Origin of the sequence: Staphylococcus arlettae, from assembly GCF_002902345.1 — a bacterium.
Taxonomy (GTDB): Bacteria; Bacillota; Bacilli; order Staphylococcales; family Staphylococcaceae; genus Staphylococcus; species Staphylococcus arlettae.
In genome coordinates this window covers 43246-58771 of sequence record NZ_PPQB01000005.1, presented here as the reverse complement: position 1 = coordinate 58771, position 15526 = coordinate 43246, and the positions used below count along the sequence as shown (strand labels likewise).

Below are 15526 nucleotides of genomic sequence, written 5' to 3'. Positions count from 1 at the left end.
GCATAAATACGAAAATTTTATCATTATTAATATTAACAAAATAATAAAGCTTAATTTTTACTTTAATTATTAGTTTTTTTACACATCCTCAAAAAATATATTATAAAAAATTTTGATTTGATATAATTTTGTTGTCTTCATTTTACTGTTTTTATGAAGACAAATGGTATATAGTACTGTGCTTTCAAAAAAAATAACTTTAGTAACTGTGTTACCGTTCATTTTCATCAATAGAATTACAAAATATAGCCTTTTGCTATTACTATTTTTCACTAGTCTCCTAGACTAGTGTTTTTATTTTACTATTCGTCTGCTATTTTTTTCTAATTCCAAAATGATAATAAAATTTATCTTTGACCTTGTTATAATATAGTTAGCTACTTCTACTAACGGAGTAGTTGTCATTTACTCTATGATATCTTATAGGGATGTTTTTATTATTCTCTTTAAACTTTTGAATATTCAATTCATATCTCCAAGCCGGCGCTAACGATCACCGTTAGCGCTTAATTAATTCCAAAAAGATTATTTTAATTTATTTATAATACTCGAAACATACAATAGTTTAATTATCATATTTTATAAAAACACGACCTTCTCACAATTGCTTTTCAACTTTAGACATATCAAATTTACTTTTAATTTTTTGACCATTATCAGTAAATAATTTGCTTTTGATGGTAAATTATTTAGCAATTGTAAGTGATATGATAGGTTTGGCACAATACTATGAAGAAGGAAAGAGAGATACAATGGATTATAATTATCAAATTCACAATGCTGATATTAATATAAATGAAAGCTTTAATACAATTAGTATTTTTTTTGTTTTAACTGGTAGTGTCACTTTATATGATAAAGCTTATTTAGGTAGTTATCATAAACATGAATTTTTTTTAATACAACCTTATTCAGCTCCAAAACTGCTCATTAATTCAGGCAAAGTGATTGCCTTAAATATTAATAAGTTAAGTTTTAATCGTTTTTCATTATTCAATTGGGACAATCTAGAACTAGATCAAAGTAAAATTGATAATTTTATTAAGAAAGAGTTACTGGACACCATCATTTCAATATACGAAAAAGATTATTTTAATGCAGATATTAGTATTATTCGTTTAATTAACTTTATTAGGTTAGGTAATTATTATCGAGAACACAATTTGGAAGCATCCAATCCACTAATTAATAATGTTTTAATCTACATCAATGAACATTATAAAGAAAATCTTACATTAGCTACTATTGCTGAAAAATTTTATGTAAATTCTAGTTATTTATCTCGCGTTTTTTCTGAAACAATGAATATATCCTTAATAAAATATATTAGGAAAGTCAAAATTTATCGTTTAGCTGTAGAGATACTATCTTCTAATAACCACAAAGACATATGGAAATCATATGGTTATAAATCTTATTCAACTTACTTAAAAAACTTCCAGCGTGTTTTTTCTATTTCTCCCGAGGCGTTCATTGATAATCATAAAGGTACTACTGCTAAAAATATAGGGTTCCCTAGTGAACTTTACAGTTATTTAAAAAATCTAGCTAAACACTTTTCAAATAATTAACTACATATATAACAATAGACTGGAGCAAAATATTGTTCCAGTCTATTGCATTATTAACTTACAGAGATCTTAACCGCTTCAGCTTTTAGTTCATTTTGTTCACAACTGATGTCGCAATAACGTGTCCTGTAAAATGTTTATGACTCTATCTTGTTGTAATAACGACATATTTGAAGCAGAAGGTAAACAAATACCATGTTCAAAAATGTATCCCGCATTATCTTGCTCTAATGAAACAAAATCAAAATTTTTAAATAATGGTTGTAAATGCATAGGTTTCCAAACATGTCTTGCTTCTATATTATGTTTTTCAAACATTTGTAATAGCATTTTAACTGTAACATTGCTTTGTCGTGGATCGATTAACAGAGCTGTTAACCAGCGATTAGAAACGGTTGTTGCGATTTCTTCTTGGAAGGTTATTGCAGAAATACATTGCAATTCTTGTTGATATCGTTGAAATATCCTTCTTCGTTGTGCGACTCTTTCGTCGATGACTTCCATTTGTCCAATACCTATACCAGCACTTATATTACTCAAGCGATAATTGTATCCCAATTCACTATGTTGATAATATAAAACATCCTCTTTAGCTTGCGTGGCTAAATATAAAGCATGTGCTATAGCATGTTCATTATTGGATAACAGCATACCTCCACCACTTGTTGTTATAATTTTATTCCCATTGAAAGATAAAATACTATAATTACCTATGTTCCCACTGTGACAATTACTATATATAGAGCCTAGTGATTCAGCTGCATCTTCAATAATTGGCACATCATAATAGTCGCATATATCTAAAATCTCATTATATTTTGCCGGCTGTCCATATAAATTCACTACGATAACAGCTTTAGGCTTTAAACCTTGACGTTCGTATTGATGAAATGCTTTTTGAAGTGCTTGAGGACACATATTCCAAGTTTCAATTTCCGAATCAATAAATACTGGCTTGGCATTTAAATATAATATAGGATTGCAAGTTGCACAAAATGTTAAAGATGGACAAAATACAAAATCATTCTGTTTTACTCCACATTCAATTAGTGCCAAATGTATCGCTGCTGTACCACTACTCACTGCTACGGCAGCATTCCTTCCAACATAATTGCGCACCTTATGTTCAAATTGATTAACGTTATCACCCAATGGTGCTATCCAATTTTGTGCAAAAGCTTTTTTTATATAATATTGCTCTCTCCCACCCATATGTGGTTGTGACAAGTAAATTCTCTCATCATTCATTTGTTATCACCTCTTTGTCGTGCAGGTGAACCTACAACCGTGAGATTACTTTGTATATCATTGATTACTGTCGAACCTGCTCCAACTGTAACTTTATTTCTAATAATGGTATTAGGTACTACTGTTGCGCTAGCTCCCAAAAGACATTCACTGCCAACATGAACATTTCCAGCTAAGGTAGCATTGGGTCCAATATGCGTAAAACTTTGAATGTTATTGTCATGTTCCACACATGCTTTAGTATTGATAATACATTGTTTAGCAATAAATGTATTTGTTTGTATAACAGCATGAGCCATTACTACGCAGCCAGCTTGTATTATTACGTTAGAGCCAATAATGGCAGTTGGGTGAATAATTGTTGCAAAGTATTGATCATCTAACCCCAGTCGATGGTACACTGCTGCTCTTTGTTGATTATCTCCAATAGCAATTACGAAATAATTATCTTTATAACGATCTATGTGTGCAATTGCATCATAAATTAAACCGTCACTTCGTATATATTCTTTTTGAACATCATCTAAATATCCCTTTATATAATAATTATTCAGAGATTTTATTACATCTGTTACTACACTGGCATGACCGCCATTACCTATAATCATTACTGGTTTCATGATGAAGACCCTTTAAATGGCTTTGTTGTTACATGGTTTTGAGCACAAATGTCTTTACGTAATAAAACTTTAATCACTGTTTTAGCAATAATATAGCAATCTAATTTCATTGATTGATGTTTGACATACCATACATCATATTTAAATTTCCGCTCCCATGATAATGAGTTTCTACCACTAATTTGAGCTAAGCCAGTTATGCCAGGCTTCACAAATAAACGTTGTTTTTGTCTGTCATTATATAGAGCTACATAGTCCATTAATAGTGGTCTAGGACCAACAATGCTAATATCTCCTTTTAACACATTTATCAGTTGTGGCAATTCATCTATGCTTGTACTACGTATAAACCTTCCTATTTTCGTCATTCTTTTTTCATCCGGTAATAAGTTATTGTGCTCATCGTACTTATTAGTCATCGTTCTAAATTTATACAATTTAAAAGGCTGTGCATCTTTTCCTGTCCGTAGTTGACAAAAAATGATTGGTCTCCCCATACTTATTTGAATTAAAATAGCCACTATTATTAACAATGGTAAAGCCATAAATAATACACATAAACTAATCACAATATCGAAGTACCTTTTTAACATGATGTGTCACTACTTTCTATAATCTTAAATATTTCTAATTGTTTTGCTACAACATCTAATTCGTTAAATTTTTTATTAACTCTTTGATAACTTGCATCTTGGAACTGTTTTAATTTATGTGGATTAGTAATTAGCTCATTTATTCTTTGAGCAATCATATCACTCGACTGTGTAGGCACTAAATAACCATGTTGTCCGTCTATTATTTCTTCTCTACAACCTCTAATGTCAGTTGCAATTATTGCATTTTTCATAGCCATAGCTTCTAATATTGAGCGAGGCATCCCTTCTCTATATGATGGTAAACAAAAGATATCACTTAAATATAAATAATGATTTACATTGTGAACTAACCCGGTAAAAATAATATTATTTTCATTACGATATTTTTCTAATTGTCTAATTGTCATTTGATCACGTTCACTTTGATGTAGATCACCAATAATTATCAATTTAAGTCTATGATCATTTATTTGCCTAAAAGCAGACAATAACTCTAATATTCCTTTTTCTTTAACTAGTCTACCTATAAAAGTAATCACTATGTCAGATTGAGTGATTTTTAATTTACTTTGCAACTGGGATACGGCCGCAACATCCATTTTGTGATAATTAAACTCCTCACGTAGGTCGATACCATTACTAATATGCACATAATTGTTCTTATGCTTTTTTGATAAAAATCTAGCCTTTTTCGCAACATAGTAATCTTCTTTACTTTGAACAAACAAATAATCTGTACACCATCTGCCAATCCATTTTTCAATATTAAAATACACTTGAAATTTAAAATTTGTCATACTTTCGTGAAAATAAAAACCATGTGCTGTGTAAATTATACATGGTACTTTAGCTATTTTTGCAGCAATTCTACCTAATACTGCAGCAATTGGCGTATGTACATGTACAACATCAGGCCGCAATTTTTTCATTAGCTGTATTAATTTATAGAGTGATATAAAGTTTGTCACTACATTGATATGACGTGGTAAATAAATATTATGAAAATACATATTATCTTGAAAATAGTTTTGAGGTTTTTGAGGAGTATAGCAAGCACAATGAACATCATATTGTTGCTCAATACATGTAGTATTTAGTTGCTTTAATAATTTAGTATGTGTCACTTCTAATGCTGCAATTTGTAATATTTTCACAATTACAACCTCCACAAGTATTGCGTTTTCAGTATATCTTTAACATCAAATATTGACTTGATATCGCACACAATACCTGTTGGTTTAACGAGCTCTAGATAATTAGCTTTGTTATCTATATATATATCATGTCCTACTGCAAAGATGGCAATATCAGCCGGTGTCATAACTGTTTCAGTTAACAATTCAATGTCACACAACGAAAGTGCCAAGGTTTTATCCGCCACAGGATCATGTATTTGTAATGTCATATTATAAGCTTTTAGTTCTTTAATAATTGTGAACACTTGTGAGTTTCTTAAATCTGGACAATTCTCTTTGAATGTAATACCAAATATATTAACTGTTGCACCATGAACAGGAATATTACGTTGAATCATCAATTTTACTAATTGAGCAACAATATATTTCGCCATATTCGAGTTAATACGTCGCCCCGCTAAAATAACTTCAGGATAATAGCCAATCGTCTGAGCTTTATAGGTTAAATAATAAGGATCTACACCTATACAATGTCCTCCAACGAGACCCGGAGAGAATGGTAAAAAATTCCATTTTGTTTTTGCTGCTTTTAATACTTCGACAGTATCAATATGCATTTCTTTACAAATTACGGCTAATTCATTTATTAATGCAATATTAATATCTCTTTGTGTATTTTCTATCACTTTAGCCGCTTCAGCAACTTTAATTGCTGGTGCAACATAAACACCTGCTGTTACTACTTGTTCATAAAGTTGAGCAAGTTCCTTACCAATGTCAGGATTATTTGACGACACTACTTTTTTAACGGTATCAAAAGTATGTTGTTTATCACCTGGATTAATCCTTTCCGGTGAATACCCTACATAAAAGGATTCATTATATTTTAAATTAGATTGCTGTTCTAATATAGGTATACACACTTCTTCTGTTGCACCTGGATATACCGTCGATTCATATACGATGATCATGCCAGGTTGAAGAATTTCACCAATCATTTTACTAGCATGGATTAATGGGGTTAAATCTGGTGTGTTATGATCATCTATTGGTGTAGGTACAGCTACAATTATTACATCAGCTTGTTTTAAGACATCTTTTTTAGTAGTAAAATGAATCGTTGTATCTAGTAATGCTTGTTCCGCCACTTCACAAGTTTGATCATAATTTTGTTTTAATTGTTTTATTCTGTCTTCATCAATATCAAAACCTATTACCTTAAATTTCTGTGCAAATGCAACAGCAACAGGTAATCCAACATAGCCTAAGCCAACTACTGCTATCGTTTTGTCCACGTTCAACATCCTTTACTAATATTATAATACGATAAATACCAATCAATGAATTTATTTACGCCTTCTGTAATAGTCACTGATGGTTTAAAGTTTATTTGTCGATATAAATCATCTACATTAGCAAACGTCTTCGGCACATCACCTGGTTGAAGATCTTTGAAATTTTTTATACATTTTTTTCCTAACTTAGTTTCAATAGCTTCGATAAATTCGAGTATATTAACAGGTTGATTATTACCAATATTATATATTTTATAGGGCGCAAAAGAATCACTAGGATTTGGATGGTAAGGATCCCAATTAGCATTAGGAGCAGGTTTGTGTCCTAATAAACGGTAAATGGCTTCAACAATATCAAACACATAAGTAAAATCTCGAGCCATTTTCCCATAATTATATACATCCACTTCGCCCTCTTCTAAAATACCGCGCGTAAATTTGAATAATGCCATGTCTGGCCTCCCCCATGGACCATAAACAGTAAAAAAACGGAGTCCTGTTGTCGGAATATTATATAATGCACTATAACTATGAGCCATAAGTTCATTACTTTTTTTAGTGGCCGCGTACAAACTTATCGGATGGTCAACAGGATCTGCAGTACTGAATGGCTGTGCTTTATTAGCACCATATACAGAACTCGATGAAGCATATATTAAATGCTCAACATGAAAATAGCGACAACATTCTAAAATATTCAAATAACCAACAATATTAGAATGAATGTAACTGTGTGGCACTTTAATGCTATGCCTCACACCTGCCTGTGCTGCTAAATGAATTACAACATCAGGTTTTTCTTGTAAAAAAACTTTATTAACAGCTTCATAGTCTGCTATATCAATTTGATAGAAAGGAAAATTTTCTCTCCCAATATTGTCTAGGCGGGCATGTTTTAATGACACATCATAATAATTATTTAAATTGTCAATTCCTGCAATTTGAATATTCGCTTGTAGTAATTTACTAGCGACATGTGAACCAATAAAACCAGCTATGCCTGTTATTAATACTTTCATATCACCAATCCTCCAATTTCTTTTTATGTTTCATAGGTATGCCAGCTCCTAACCAACCAGATTGTAAATTTGTAGTCACAACAGTTCCAGCAGCTATTACTGATCTCTGACCAATAGTTACTTTGTATAATATTCTGACCGCACATCCAATCCATACATCATCTTCAATAACAACCTTACCTGCTATAACTTGGTTATACTTAATAGGTATAGATTGGTCTGACCAAGTATGTGTTGATGTCAATATGGAGGTATTGTGAGCAATAGATACATTATTGCCTATCTTAATACCGCCATATCCATCGATGTAACACATATCGTGAATGCTGACATTGTCGCCTATTGTGATATTTTCAATGTTTTTTAAAGTAACACGTTTACCGATATAAACGTTGTGGCCAATTGCTTTACATAAACTTCCTACAATGCAGTATCGTAATGCAATTTGCCATGTGCAATTCGTATTACTATTAAGTTCATACAATAATAAAGATAAGCGTTTAGGTAAAAGTGTTAAAATTGCTGTCATAACTTTTAATATACGTCGAATCATAGTTATCACCGCTTCCTTAATATGAACGCATAATAGCTAATAAACATCGTAAATAACATCGTTACTTTATCTCTATGTCTTAACGCAGTACCATAATTGTATGTACCTAAAGAGAAGATGATAAATACAATATAGATTGCTATTAAAACAATTAAAATATCCTTATTCCTTTCATACATATATGCTTTAAAAGCCAAATATGTGCCTAATAGTATGAATGCTATGTTAACAACACCAATAATGTCTGAAAAATTTCTAATTTCCCACGGTAGTGGTTTTACTAGAAAATAAATGATTTGCTTAGTTTTAGTCTGTATATTTTTTTCTTCATTTATATGAAGGTAATCCGCTCTAGCTTTAAAAGTTGTTGGTTCCAAGTGCTGCTCATTTTTTAAAGTTGAGGTCAGTTTTGAATCCTCATTATAAGTAATCAACACAATAAAACCTAAAATGATAGCTAACACTAAAAAAACTCTTACTATTGCTGAATGAGCTGATAAAAACATAAAATACACTGCTAATATAAGCAATAATCCTAATAAGCCAATATGAAATAAGGAACCTAAACCAATTGCGATAACGCATATAGTTAAATGCCATTTGTTATTTCGACGATGATATAACAATAATGCATAAATAAACAATAAAATAAAAAAGGTAATATAAATTTCTCTTAAAGTAATAATAGTTGAAGTAATGTGAAGTGGATATAAAATATAAATAATGGTTGAAATATTTGCTACATTGGTATTCTTAAATAAATGTACACAAATATGATATAACAGCATTACAGTAAGATTATGGACGGTTATATTTAATAAACCTGGTATCAAAATATGAGGTGTACCAAAAAGGTAAAACAGCGAAATCATTTGTGAGTAAAACGCTGAATTTTGAAAAATCTCTAAGTTCACGCTATATAAATAGTTTATATAAAAGCGTTGCGCCAATTCTTCAAAACGTAAATCATCATTCCCTGACCCTGGTAATGCATAAAAATATTGATGAATAACTAATAATATGACATACATCAACCACTGGATAAGCAAGATGATAATAAATTTCCTATCATATTCCCGATAGAATAACCACAGAAATATAAGCACGTTGATACAGAGTAGCAACAATATATTGCTGTAATTTAACCACATAAAAATGATTAAACAAGCGATTGAACTAATGATGATCCCTACTTCTTTAACTGTCATATGTTACCCCTCTGTATAATCATGATAGATATTATTAATTTTGTAATACTTACCGTAATCCCAAAGATTAAAAATGCAAGTGTTGCCCCATATATTTTGAAATATGGTATTAACACTATCGATGTAATAGCAACTAAACCTACACTGAGTAGTTGAATAAATGTATTGTAAATATATTTTTGATAAGCGTTGATAAATAAATCAAATAAAATACTAGCATATACAAAAATGCTACCAACAATAACATTCATAAATTCCTTTTGTAGATGTACATATGACGAAGTAAACAGTGTTTGAAGTATAACCGATAAATTATTAGTTCCAACCAAAATTAATATTAATTGAGTGGTAAAGAGTAGTCCCAAAATTGTTAATAATACTTTCCATAAATAAGATGTGTCTGATTTTTTCTCAACAACTTTAGGTAAAAAATAATTATATATAGAAAAAAACAAAGTATTACCAGCTGAATAAATGACAAGTAAACTACTAAATATTCCGACATTTTCTATAGTCGAAACAGACTCTAATATATATTTAGGTATGTTGGTATTTAATGATGATAACGCTAGTGTAATTGATAACGGCAATCCTAATTTCAGTAATTTCAAGCTAACTGACCATGATATAGCTCTAAATAAATGTTTTATATTTAGTCGTATAAACATAATCAATATAATCACACTATATAAAAATACGGCCATTGTTAATGAATGAAAATAAACATAACAGATGATTAGTAAAATAAGTTGAATACAAGTCATTGATATTTTATAAAGGCCAATTTCCCCGTATTTTTGTAGTTTAATTAAATATGCAAAATTAATATCTAATGCAGCTTCAGCCAATTTACTAACTGCAACTACAATCAATAAAAGAAATGACGTATGTGTTAAATTCGTAAAAAAAGCTACGATAGCACTATAAAATAGTAGTGTTACGACTAGGCAATAACATCTCAACATGACCATTGTTTGTTTTTCAAGATAATTATCAGTCACTATTAATGTATTAAAGCCAAAAGACATAAACAAAATTAACGGCGCTATAACAGCGATGCCATATGTGTATACACCTAATTCTATACTCGTTCCTAGCTTTATAATTAATAAAATAATGAGCCATTGACTAACGCCAAACAAAATATTACCTAATAAATAACAAGCAAACGATTTATTCAAAATAATGTTCACTTCGCTTAGCAAAATCTATTATGTTAATTTCACCGCTTCTAATTTTAGCTAAACACGGATAGAGTTTTTCAATAGGATACACTGTAGATTTTCCTATATAAATTTGTTCATAGATTTGAGTCGGGTAAATTTCATCATCTTTTAACAATTCTTCAAACAGTTTTTCACCGGGCCTAATTCCTGAAAATTCAATGTTAATATCATTTTCTGTTTTACCACTTAATCGAATTAAGTTTTTTGCTAGTTCGACGATTTTAACTGGTTTACCCATATCCAACACAAATATTTCTCCACCTTTAGCTAATGCTCCAGCTTGTAATACTAATCTAGCTGCTTCAGGTATTGTCATAAAATAACGCGTCATATCTGGATGAGTTACAGTCACAGGTCCCCCTTCAGCTATCTGCTTTTTAAATAAGGGGATAACTGATCCTCTAGAACCCAAGACATTTCCAAATCTTACTGCTACAAATTGAGTAACATGTTGTTCATCATTGAGACTTTGAATAATCATTTCAGCTATACGCTTACTTGCTCCCATTACATTACAAGGATTTACAGCCTTATCTGTAGAAATCAAGACAAACTTCTGTACAGCATGTCGTTTAGCTAATTCCGCAACATTTTTTGTACCAATTACATTATTTTTAAATGCTTCTTCTGTATTTATTTCCATTAATGGTACATGCTTGTGTGCTGCAGCATGATAAATAGCAAAAGGTTTATATTGTTTAATAATATTGTTGATTTGCTTTCTATCTTGTACATCAACAATTATAGGTATAATTTCAATATTGGTATATTGTTGTTTCATCAGTTCTTGATGTATTAAATATATGCTGTTTTCACCATGTCCTAAAATTAATAATTTTCGAGGTTCAAATTGACAAATTTGTCTACATATTTCAGCACCTATCGAACCACCAGCACCTGTAACAAGCACTGTTTTATCTGTAAGTCCTTGCGCGATCTGGTCCATATTTAACTCCACTGGGGAGCGCCCTAATAAATCCTCTACTTCTACACGTTTTAATTGATTCACTTCAAGTTCGCCTGTTAATACATCATTAATATTAGGCATTTTAAATAAAGAAACACCTTTGATATTACAAATTCGATTTAGCTCCCTCACTTTCTTATTTTCAATTGAAGGTATTGCAATAATTATCTTTTTTATACAATATCGTTTTACAAGATCTGGTATATCCGTAGTATAACCTTGCACTTTCACTCGTTCTGTTAACACTATATTTTGCTTATTATAATCATCATCAACAGCTACTACAGGTTCCATAGCCATACTTGGACTGTTCAACATTTGCCTTATTAATAACGACGCACTTTCTCCCGCACCAACAATTAATGTTGGTTTTTTATAAACCGGTGCACCATTTACCTTCTTGCGATATATTCGCCAAAATAACCGTGACCCACCTATCAAAATAATATGTAACATCCACGTTATAAAATACAAACTATAAAAAGGTTGTGACCATGTAATTACAAAAATAATAATTAAAGTTAATAGTATAGACGTTGAAACAGATCGAACAATAAGTAGTACTTCATTAATACTCGCATATTCCCATGCCCTATGATATAAATCAAAAAAATATGCAGTTAGAAAATGACAAACCAGTAAACAGATAGATGTAATAAATAATTTATGCATAGAATTAATTTCATAAAAAGGAGTTAATATAAAGTCTCCTAAAAAGATTGAGCACGTAACAATAATAGAATCAATCATTATAAGGATGAATAATCGTTGTTTTGCATTGATGTGTGTCATTCAATTCACCTCTCTTATCTAAAATAATTTCAAGAAGCGTTTATCAATTTTTAACGGTTGTTTTTTTAATATAGATTCATCTTTAATGATGCACTGTGAGTTTTTTAGCATTTGAGTTATTTCTGAAGCATAGTGTTTTAATTTTGTATTTTGATACAACTGATTATTTTCAAACGGTCTATAACAATAATGGTGAGCGTCAGAAGCAATAAAATGTGTTAAATTATGATCAATTAATTGCAATGCAAATTTTTGTATCTTTTTTCCTAGTTTTCCTATTACAGAAGTAATAGTTAATTGGCTTAAAGCCCCATTTTTAATTAAATAATACAAAGTATCTGACTGCTTTAAAAACACATTATTTCGTTCTGGATGCGCTATTATTGGTATAAATTGCTGAAGTTGTAATTCAAAAAATAATTGTTGTGAATAGTGAGGAATTTCATTAGACGGAAATTCAATAAGTAAGTACTTAGAATAGTTTAAACCAATAATCTGGTTATTTTTAATATCAGTTAAAATCTTATCTGAAATTCTTATTTCTTGGCCTGGATAAATTGGCAAACATATAGATATGACTTCGGGTATTTGCATCACATTATTTATTGATTCTATTACTGTTTCTATAGGGTTATTATACTTAAGGCTTAAGTGGTGAGGCGTAGCTATAATACCTGTTACGCCTTGTTGTTTTGCCTGTCGTAATAATTTTAATGTACCATCAATTGATTGAGGACCATCGTCTATAGCAGGTAATATATGATTGTGCATATCAATCATCTGAATCAGTTCCATAGTAATAGTAATAACTCGATGATTTTGTCACTTTCATTTTATTTAATATGACACCTAATATTTTAGCTCCTGCAGCGTTTAGCAGTTCTTGTGCTTTTTTCACCTCATCACGATCATTTTTTTCAGTATCAATTACTAATACTGCATTTTTTGTATGTTGTACAAATAATTGAGCATCAGTAACCGTATTAACTGGTGGTGTATCAATAATGATGAAATCATAATCTTTAGATACTATGTCATAAATCTGCTTGAACTTATTAGATGCAATCAATTCTGATGGATTAGGTGGTATAGGTCCTGAAGTCAGAACACTTAAATTGTCAATATGTGTAGCTTTTATAGCATCATTAAACGTCGTTTTATTAATTATTAAATTTGATAAACCAGTCAAATTAGATAATTGAAACACATAGTGTTGCGTAGGCTTTCTCATATCACCATCTATAATTAACGTATTATACCCTGCCTGAGCATAAGAAATACCAATATTTGAAGAAACTGTGGATTTGCCTGACAATGCATGTTCCGAAGTGACAAGTATATTTTTATCACTAGTATTTGCAATGGAAAACATAATATTTGATCTTATTGTTCGAAATTTCTCACTGACAATAGATTTAGGATTGTCATGTACAAACAGTGTTGATTGTTCTTTAGTATTACGTTTAAACATTAGTCTCCTCTTTTCTATTTAAAATATTGAATGCTGCCTAACACTGGTAAGTTCATCTGGTCATAAACATCTTGTTCTGACTTTATTCGTTTATCAGTTATCTCTTTAATGAAAATAATAATGCATAATATTAACAATCCACTAGCCCAACCTATAAATAAATTTAAAGGTACGTTTGGCGCAACCTGATGACCTGTTTTAGTTGCACTAGATAACAACGACACATTATCCACCTTCATGATTTTAGGAATTTCCTTTTTAAAAACATTAGCTACTGTATTTGCAAGTTGTTCTGCTACTTCTTTGTCATTATGAAAAATAGAAATATTTAAAACTTGTGTATTCGCTTGATTTGTTACATTTAAAAAGTTCTTTATTTCATCCGCTTCATACTGTCCTTTTAATTCTTTTGCAACTTTACCTAAAATTCTTGGACTTTTAACAATTTCAGAATAAGTATTGATCAATTGAATATTGCTTTGTATATCTTGAACATTTTGATGTGTATTTTCTTTTTGATTTATCAATAACTGGGTTGTTGCTACATATTTGTCTTCAATTAGAAAAAATGTAACTACTATACTTGCCACTAGAGATAATAAAGGCAAGATAATGATAAAGAGCAAATAATTTTTGAAAATTCTTGATATCTCTGTAATATTAATTGCACGCTTCATAAGTCCTCCTACGTTTTAAACCTGAGTATTATTGTTTTAAAACCACTATCATTTACTTCTTATTAATCACCTTCCTTCTAATTTTGTATGGATGGCTTTATATCTTGAGTAATACAAAAGAAAAATGCCATTTAATATTTAAACATAAATAAATGTATTTATATTTAAATACAACGGCATTGTATCATTATTTTATTGTTTGAAATGCACTTCAGTAATTAAAGTAAAATTAAAAGTAAAAAATGTAAAAATCTAAAGGTTGATTAGTCTTAAAAATAATATTAGTAAGTCATGTTCCTTAGAATACTTCAAAATGATTCCCTAAATTTATAAAAAAAGACAACCGCAAACGCGATTGTCTCTAACCCTATAAGTTACTAATGGAGATAAATGGTGTTTCAACACCTATATTTATTATAGCAATATCTGTTATTTCTGTGATTGTTTATTATTTGTTAGTAAAATATGACTTTAATCTAGTAAAACATAAATCTTTTACTGATTAAATTAGAGCTTTATATCTACTTTATTGCTAACTTTGGTTTATATTTTACTAGTTATGACAAGCATAAACTTCTACCATTTCAATTTGTTAATATCTTAAATATAGTTTTTAGACACACTCTAAATAAATTTTAGTACTAACAATAAGGAGAAAATTATGTCATTTAAGAATAAACATTTATCCCCTCATATTGAAAATCAAACTATTAATCGCATGAGATTCAGTTTACTTATAATTAGACTGATGTTAGCAACTTCTTTTTTAGTCCATGGCACATTAAAATTTGTTGATTTACAAGGAACATATAACTTTTTAGGTTCTTTAGGCTTATCACCAACAATGGCCTTGTTGCTCTCATATGGTGAAGTTATCGGTGGTATAGCTTTACTTATCGGATTTTTACCGCCATATGTAAATATTTTCTATATTGGTGTCATGTTAGGCTCAATTTTCACATTAAAACTTTCACGAGGATACGTTAGTGGTTATGAATTTGAAATTATCCATATCATGATGAACATTGCTTTATTAATAGGTTATCGATGGAAAAAATGGTTCCAATTTTATTAATTTGCATATTTCAAAACTTTACCCCTTCTCGTCTGAAGTCCTTATATATTTTAAATTATTAAAAAGCGTTAA

General features: G+C 30.1%; 15 protein-coding genes. 2 read left to right on the top strand and 13 right to left on the bottom strand.

Going from position 1 to position 15526, the window contains the following annotated elements:
- The first annotated feature begins 677 nt into the window (after window positions 1-677).
- On the top strand, window positions 678-1571 hold the full coding sequence (locus tag CD036_RS00475) for an AraC family transcriptional regulator (protein WP_232045981.1): 894 nt from the start codon (window positions 678-680) through the stop codon (window positions 1569-1571).
- 99 nt (window positions 1572-1670) lie between these two features.
- On the opposite strand, the gene CD036_RS00470 is transcribed toward CD036_RS00475, so the two are convergent.
- From CD036_RS00470 to CD036_RS00410, 13 genes are read right to left on the bottom strand one after another with little or no spacing between them, the layout of a single operon-like run.
- A complete protein-coding gene (locus CD036_RS00470; RefSeq protein ID WP_103387791.1) occupies window positions 1671-2819 on the bottom strand; it encodes a DegT/DnrJ/EryC1/StrS family aminotransferase in 1149 nt (382 codons plus the stop codon).
- A complete protein-coding gene (locus CD036_RS00465; protein WP_021459074.1) occupies window positions 2816-3439 on the bottom strand; it encodes an acetyltransferase in 624 nt (207 codons plus the stop codon). The genes CD036_RS00470 and CD036_RS00465 overlap by 4 nt, the downstream gene beginning before the upstream one ends.
- Entirely contained in the window at window positions 3436-4032 is a 597-nt protein-coding gene (locus tag CD036_RS00460; protein ID WP_002509454.1) for a sugar transferase, read from the bottom strand. Before CD036_RS00460 ends, CD036_RS00465 begins: the two co-directional genes overlap by 4 nt.
- Window positions 4026-5189 (bottom strand): glycosyltransferase family 4 protein, encoded by a 1164-nt coding sequence (locus CD036_RS00455; protein ID WP_103387790.1) that lies wholly within the window; start codon window positions 5187-5189, stop codon window positions 4026-4028. Before CD036_RS00455 ends, CD036_RS00460 begins: the two co-directional genes overlap by 7 nt.
- Before the next feature lie 2 nt (window positions 5190-5191).
- Window positions 5192-6466 carry a nucleotide sugar dehydrogenase gene (locus tag CD036_RS00450; RefSeq protein WP_002509452.1) on the bottom strand — a complete coding sequence of 425 codons (1275 nt, stop codon included), beginning with the start codon at window positions 6464-6466 and terminating at the stop codon, window positions 5192-5194.
- Between the two features lie 2 nt (window positions 6467-6468).
- Window positions 6469-7485, bottom strand: coding sequence for an NAD-dependent epimerase (locus CD036_RS00445; protein WP_103387789.1), 1017 nt, complete (start codon window positions 7483-7485; stop codon window positions 6469-6471).
- A 1-nt stretch (window position 7486) separates the two neighbouring features.
- Window positions 7487-8038, bottom strand: coding sequence for an acyltransferase (locus tag CD036_RS00440; RefSeq protein WP_002509450.1), 552 nt, complete (start codon window positions 8036-8038; stop codon window positions 7487-7489).
- A 5-nt stretch (window positions 8039-8043) separates the two neighbouring features.
- Window positions 8044-9246, bottom strand: coding sequence for a phospholipid carrier-dependent glycosyltransferase (locus tag CD036_RS00435; RefSeq protein WP_082435625.1), 1203 nt, complete (start codon window positions 9244-9246; stop codon window positions 8044-8046).
- The gene (locus CD036_RS00430) at window positions 9243-10427 is read right to left on the bottom strand and encodes a lipopolysaccharide biosynthesis protein (RefSeq protein WP_103387788.1); all 1185 of its coding nucleotides are present in this window, start codon (window positions 10425-10427) and stop codon (window positions 9243-9245) included. The genes CD036_RS00435 and CD036_RS00430 overlap by 4 nt, the downstream gene beginning before the upstream one ends.
- The gene (locus CD036_RS00425) at window positions 10420-12231 is read right to left on the bottom strand and encodes a polysaccharide biosynthesis protein (protein ID WP_103387787.1); all 1812 of its coding nucleotides are present in this window, start codon (window positions 12229-12231) and stop codon (window positions 10420-10422) included. Before CD036_RS00425 ends, CD036_RS00430 begins: the two co-directional genes overlap by 8 nt.
- Window positions 12232-12249: 18 nt before the next feature.
- Window positions 12250-13011, bottom strand: coding sequence for a tyrosine-protein phosphatase (locus CD036_RS00420; protein ID WP_103387786.1), 762 nt, complete (start codon window positions 13009-13011; stop codon window positions 12250-12252).
- On the bottom strand, window positions 13004-13702 hold the full coding sequence (locus tag CD036_RS00415; protein ID WP_103387785.1) for a polysaccharide biosynthesis tyrosine autokinase: 699 nt from the start codon (window positions 13700-13702) through the stop codon (window positions 13004-13006). The genes CD036_RS00420 and CD036_RS00415 overlap by 8 nt, the downstream gene beginning before the upstream one ends.
- A 14-nt stretch (window positions 13703-13716) precedes the next feature.
- The gene (locus CD036_RS00410; RefSeq protein WP_002509444.1) at window positions 13717-14379 is read right to left on the bottom strand and encodes a YveK family protein; all 663 of its coding nucleotides are present in this window, start codon (window positions 14377-14379) and stop codon (window positions 13717-13719) included.
- A 718-nt stretch (window positions 14380-15097) separates the two neighbouring features.
- On the opposite strand from CD036_RS00410, the gene CD036_RS00405 reads away from it, so the two are divergent.
- Window positions 15098-15454 carry a DoxX family protein gene (locus CD036_RS00405; RefSeq protein WP_103388008.1) on the top strand — a complete coding sequence of 119 codons (357 nt, stop codon included), beginning with the start codon at window positions 15098-15100 and terminating at the stop codon, window positions 15452-15454.
- Window positions 15455-15526 lie beyond the last annotated feature (72 nt).

Coding starts and splice junctions, on each gene's coding strand:
- CD036_RS00420 (WP_103387786.1), bottom strand. CDS start 13,011: ATGATTGATATGCACAATCATATATTACCTGCTATAGACGATGGTCCT.
- CD036_RS00470 (WP_103387791.1), bottom strand. CDS start 2,819: ATGAATGATGAGAGAATTTACTTGTCACAACCACATATGGGTGGGAGA.
- CD036_RS00410 (WP_002509444.1), bottom strand. CDS start 14,379: ATGAAGCGTGCAATTAATATTACAGAGATATCAAGAATTTTCAAAAAT.
- CD036_RS00475 (WP_232045981.1), top strand. CDS start 678: ATGGTAAATTATTTAGCAATTGTAAGTGATATGATAGGTTTGGCACAA.
- CD036_RS00465 (WP_021459074.1), bottom strand. CDS start 3,439: ATGAAACCAGTAATGATTATAGGTAATGGCGGTCATGCCAGTGTAGTA.
- CD036_RS00445 (WP_103387789.1), bottom strand. CDS start 7,485: ATGAAAGTATTAATAACAGGCATAGCTGGTTTTATTGGTTCACATGTC.
- CD036_RS00435 (WP_082435625.1), bottom strand. CDS start 9,246: ATGACAGTTAAAGAAGTAGGGATCATCATTAGTTCAATCGCTTGTTTA.
- CD036_RS00405 (WP_103388008.1), top strand. CDS start 15,098: ATGAGATTCAGTTTACTTATAATTAGACTGATGTTAGCAACTTCTTTT.
- CD036_RS00440 (WP_002509450.1), bottom strand. CDS start 8,038: ATGATTCGACGTATATTAAAAGTTATGACAGCAATTTTAACACTTTTA.
- CD036_RS00425 (WP_103387787.1), bottom strand. CDS start 12,231: ATGACACACATCAATGCAAAACAACGATTATTCATCCTTATAATGATT.
- CD036_RS00460 (WP_002509454.1), bottom strand. CDS start 4,032: ATGTTAAAAAGGTACTTCGATATTGTGATTAGTTTATGTGTATTATTT.
- CD036_RS00415 (WP_103387785.1), bottom strand. CDS start 13,702: ATGTTTAAACGTAATACTAAAGAACAATCAACACTGTTTGTACATGAC.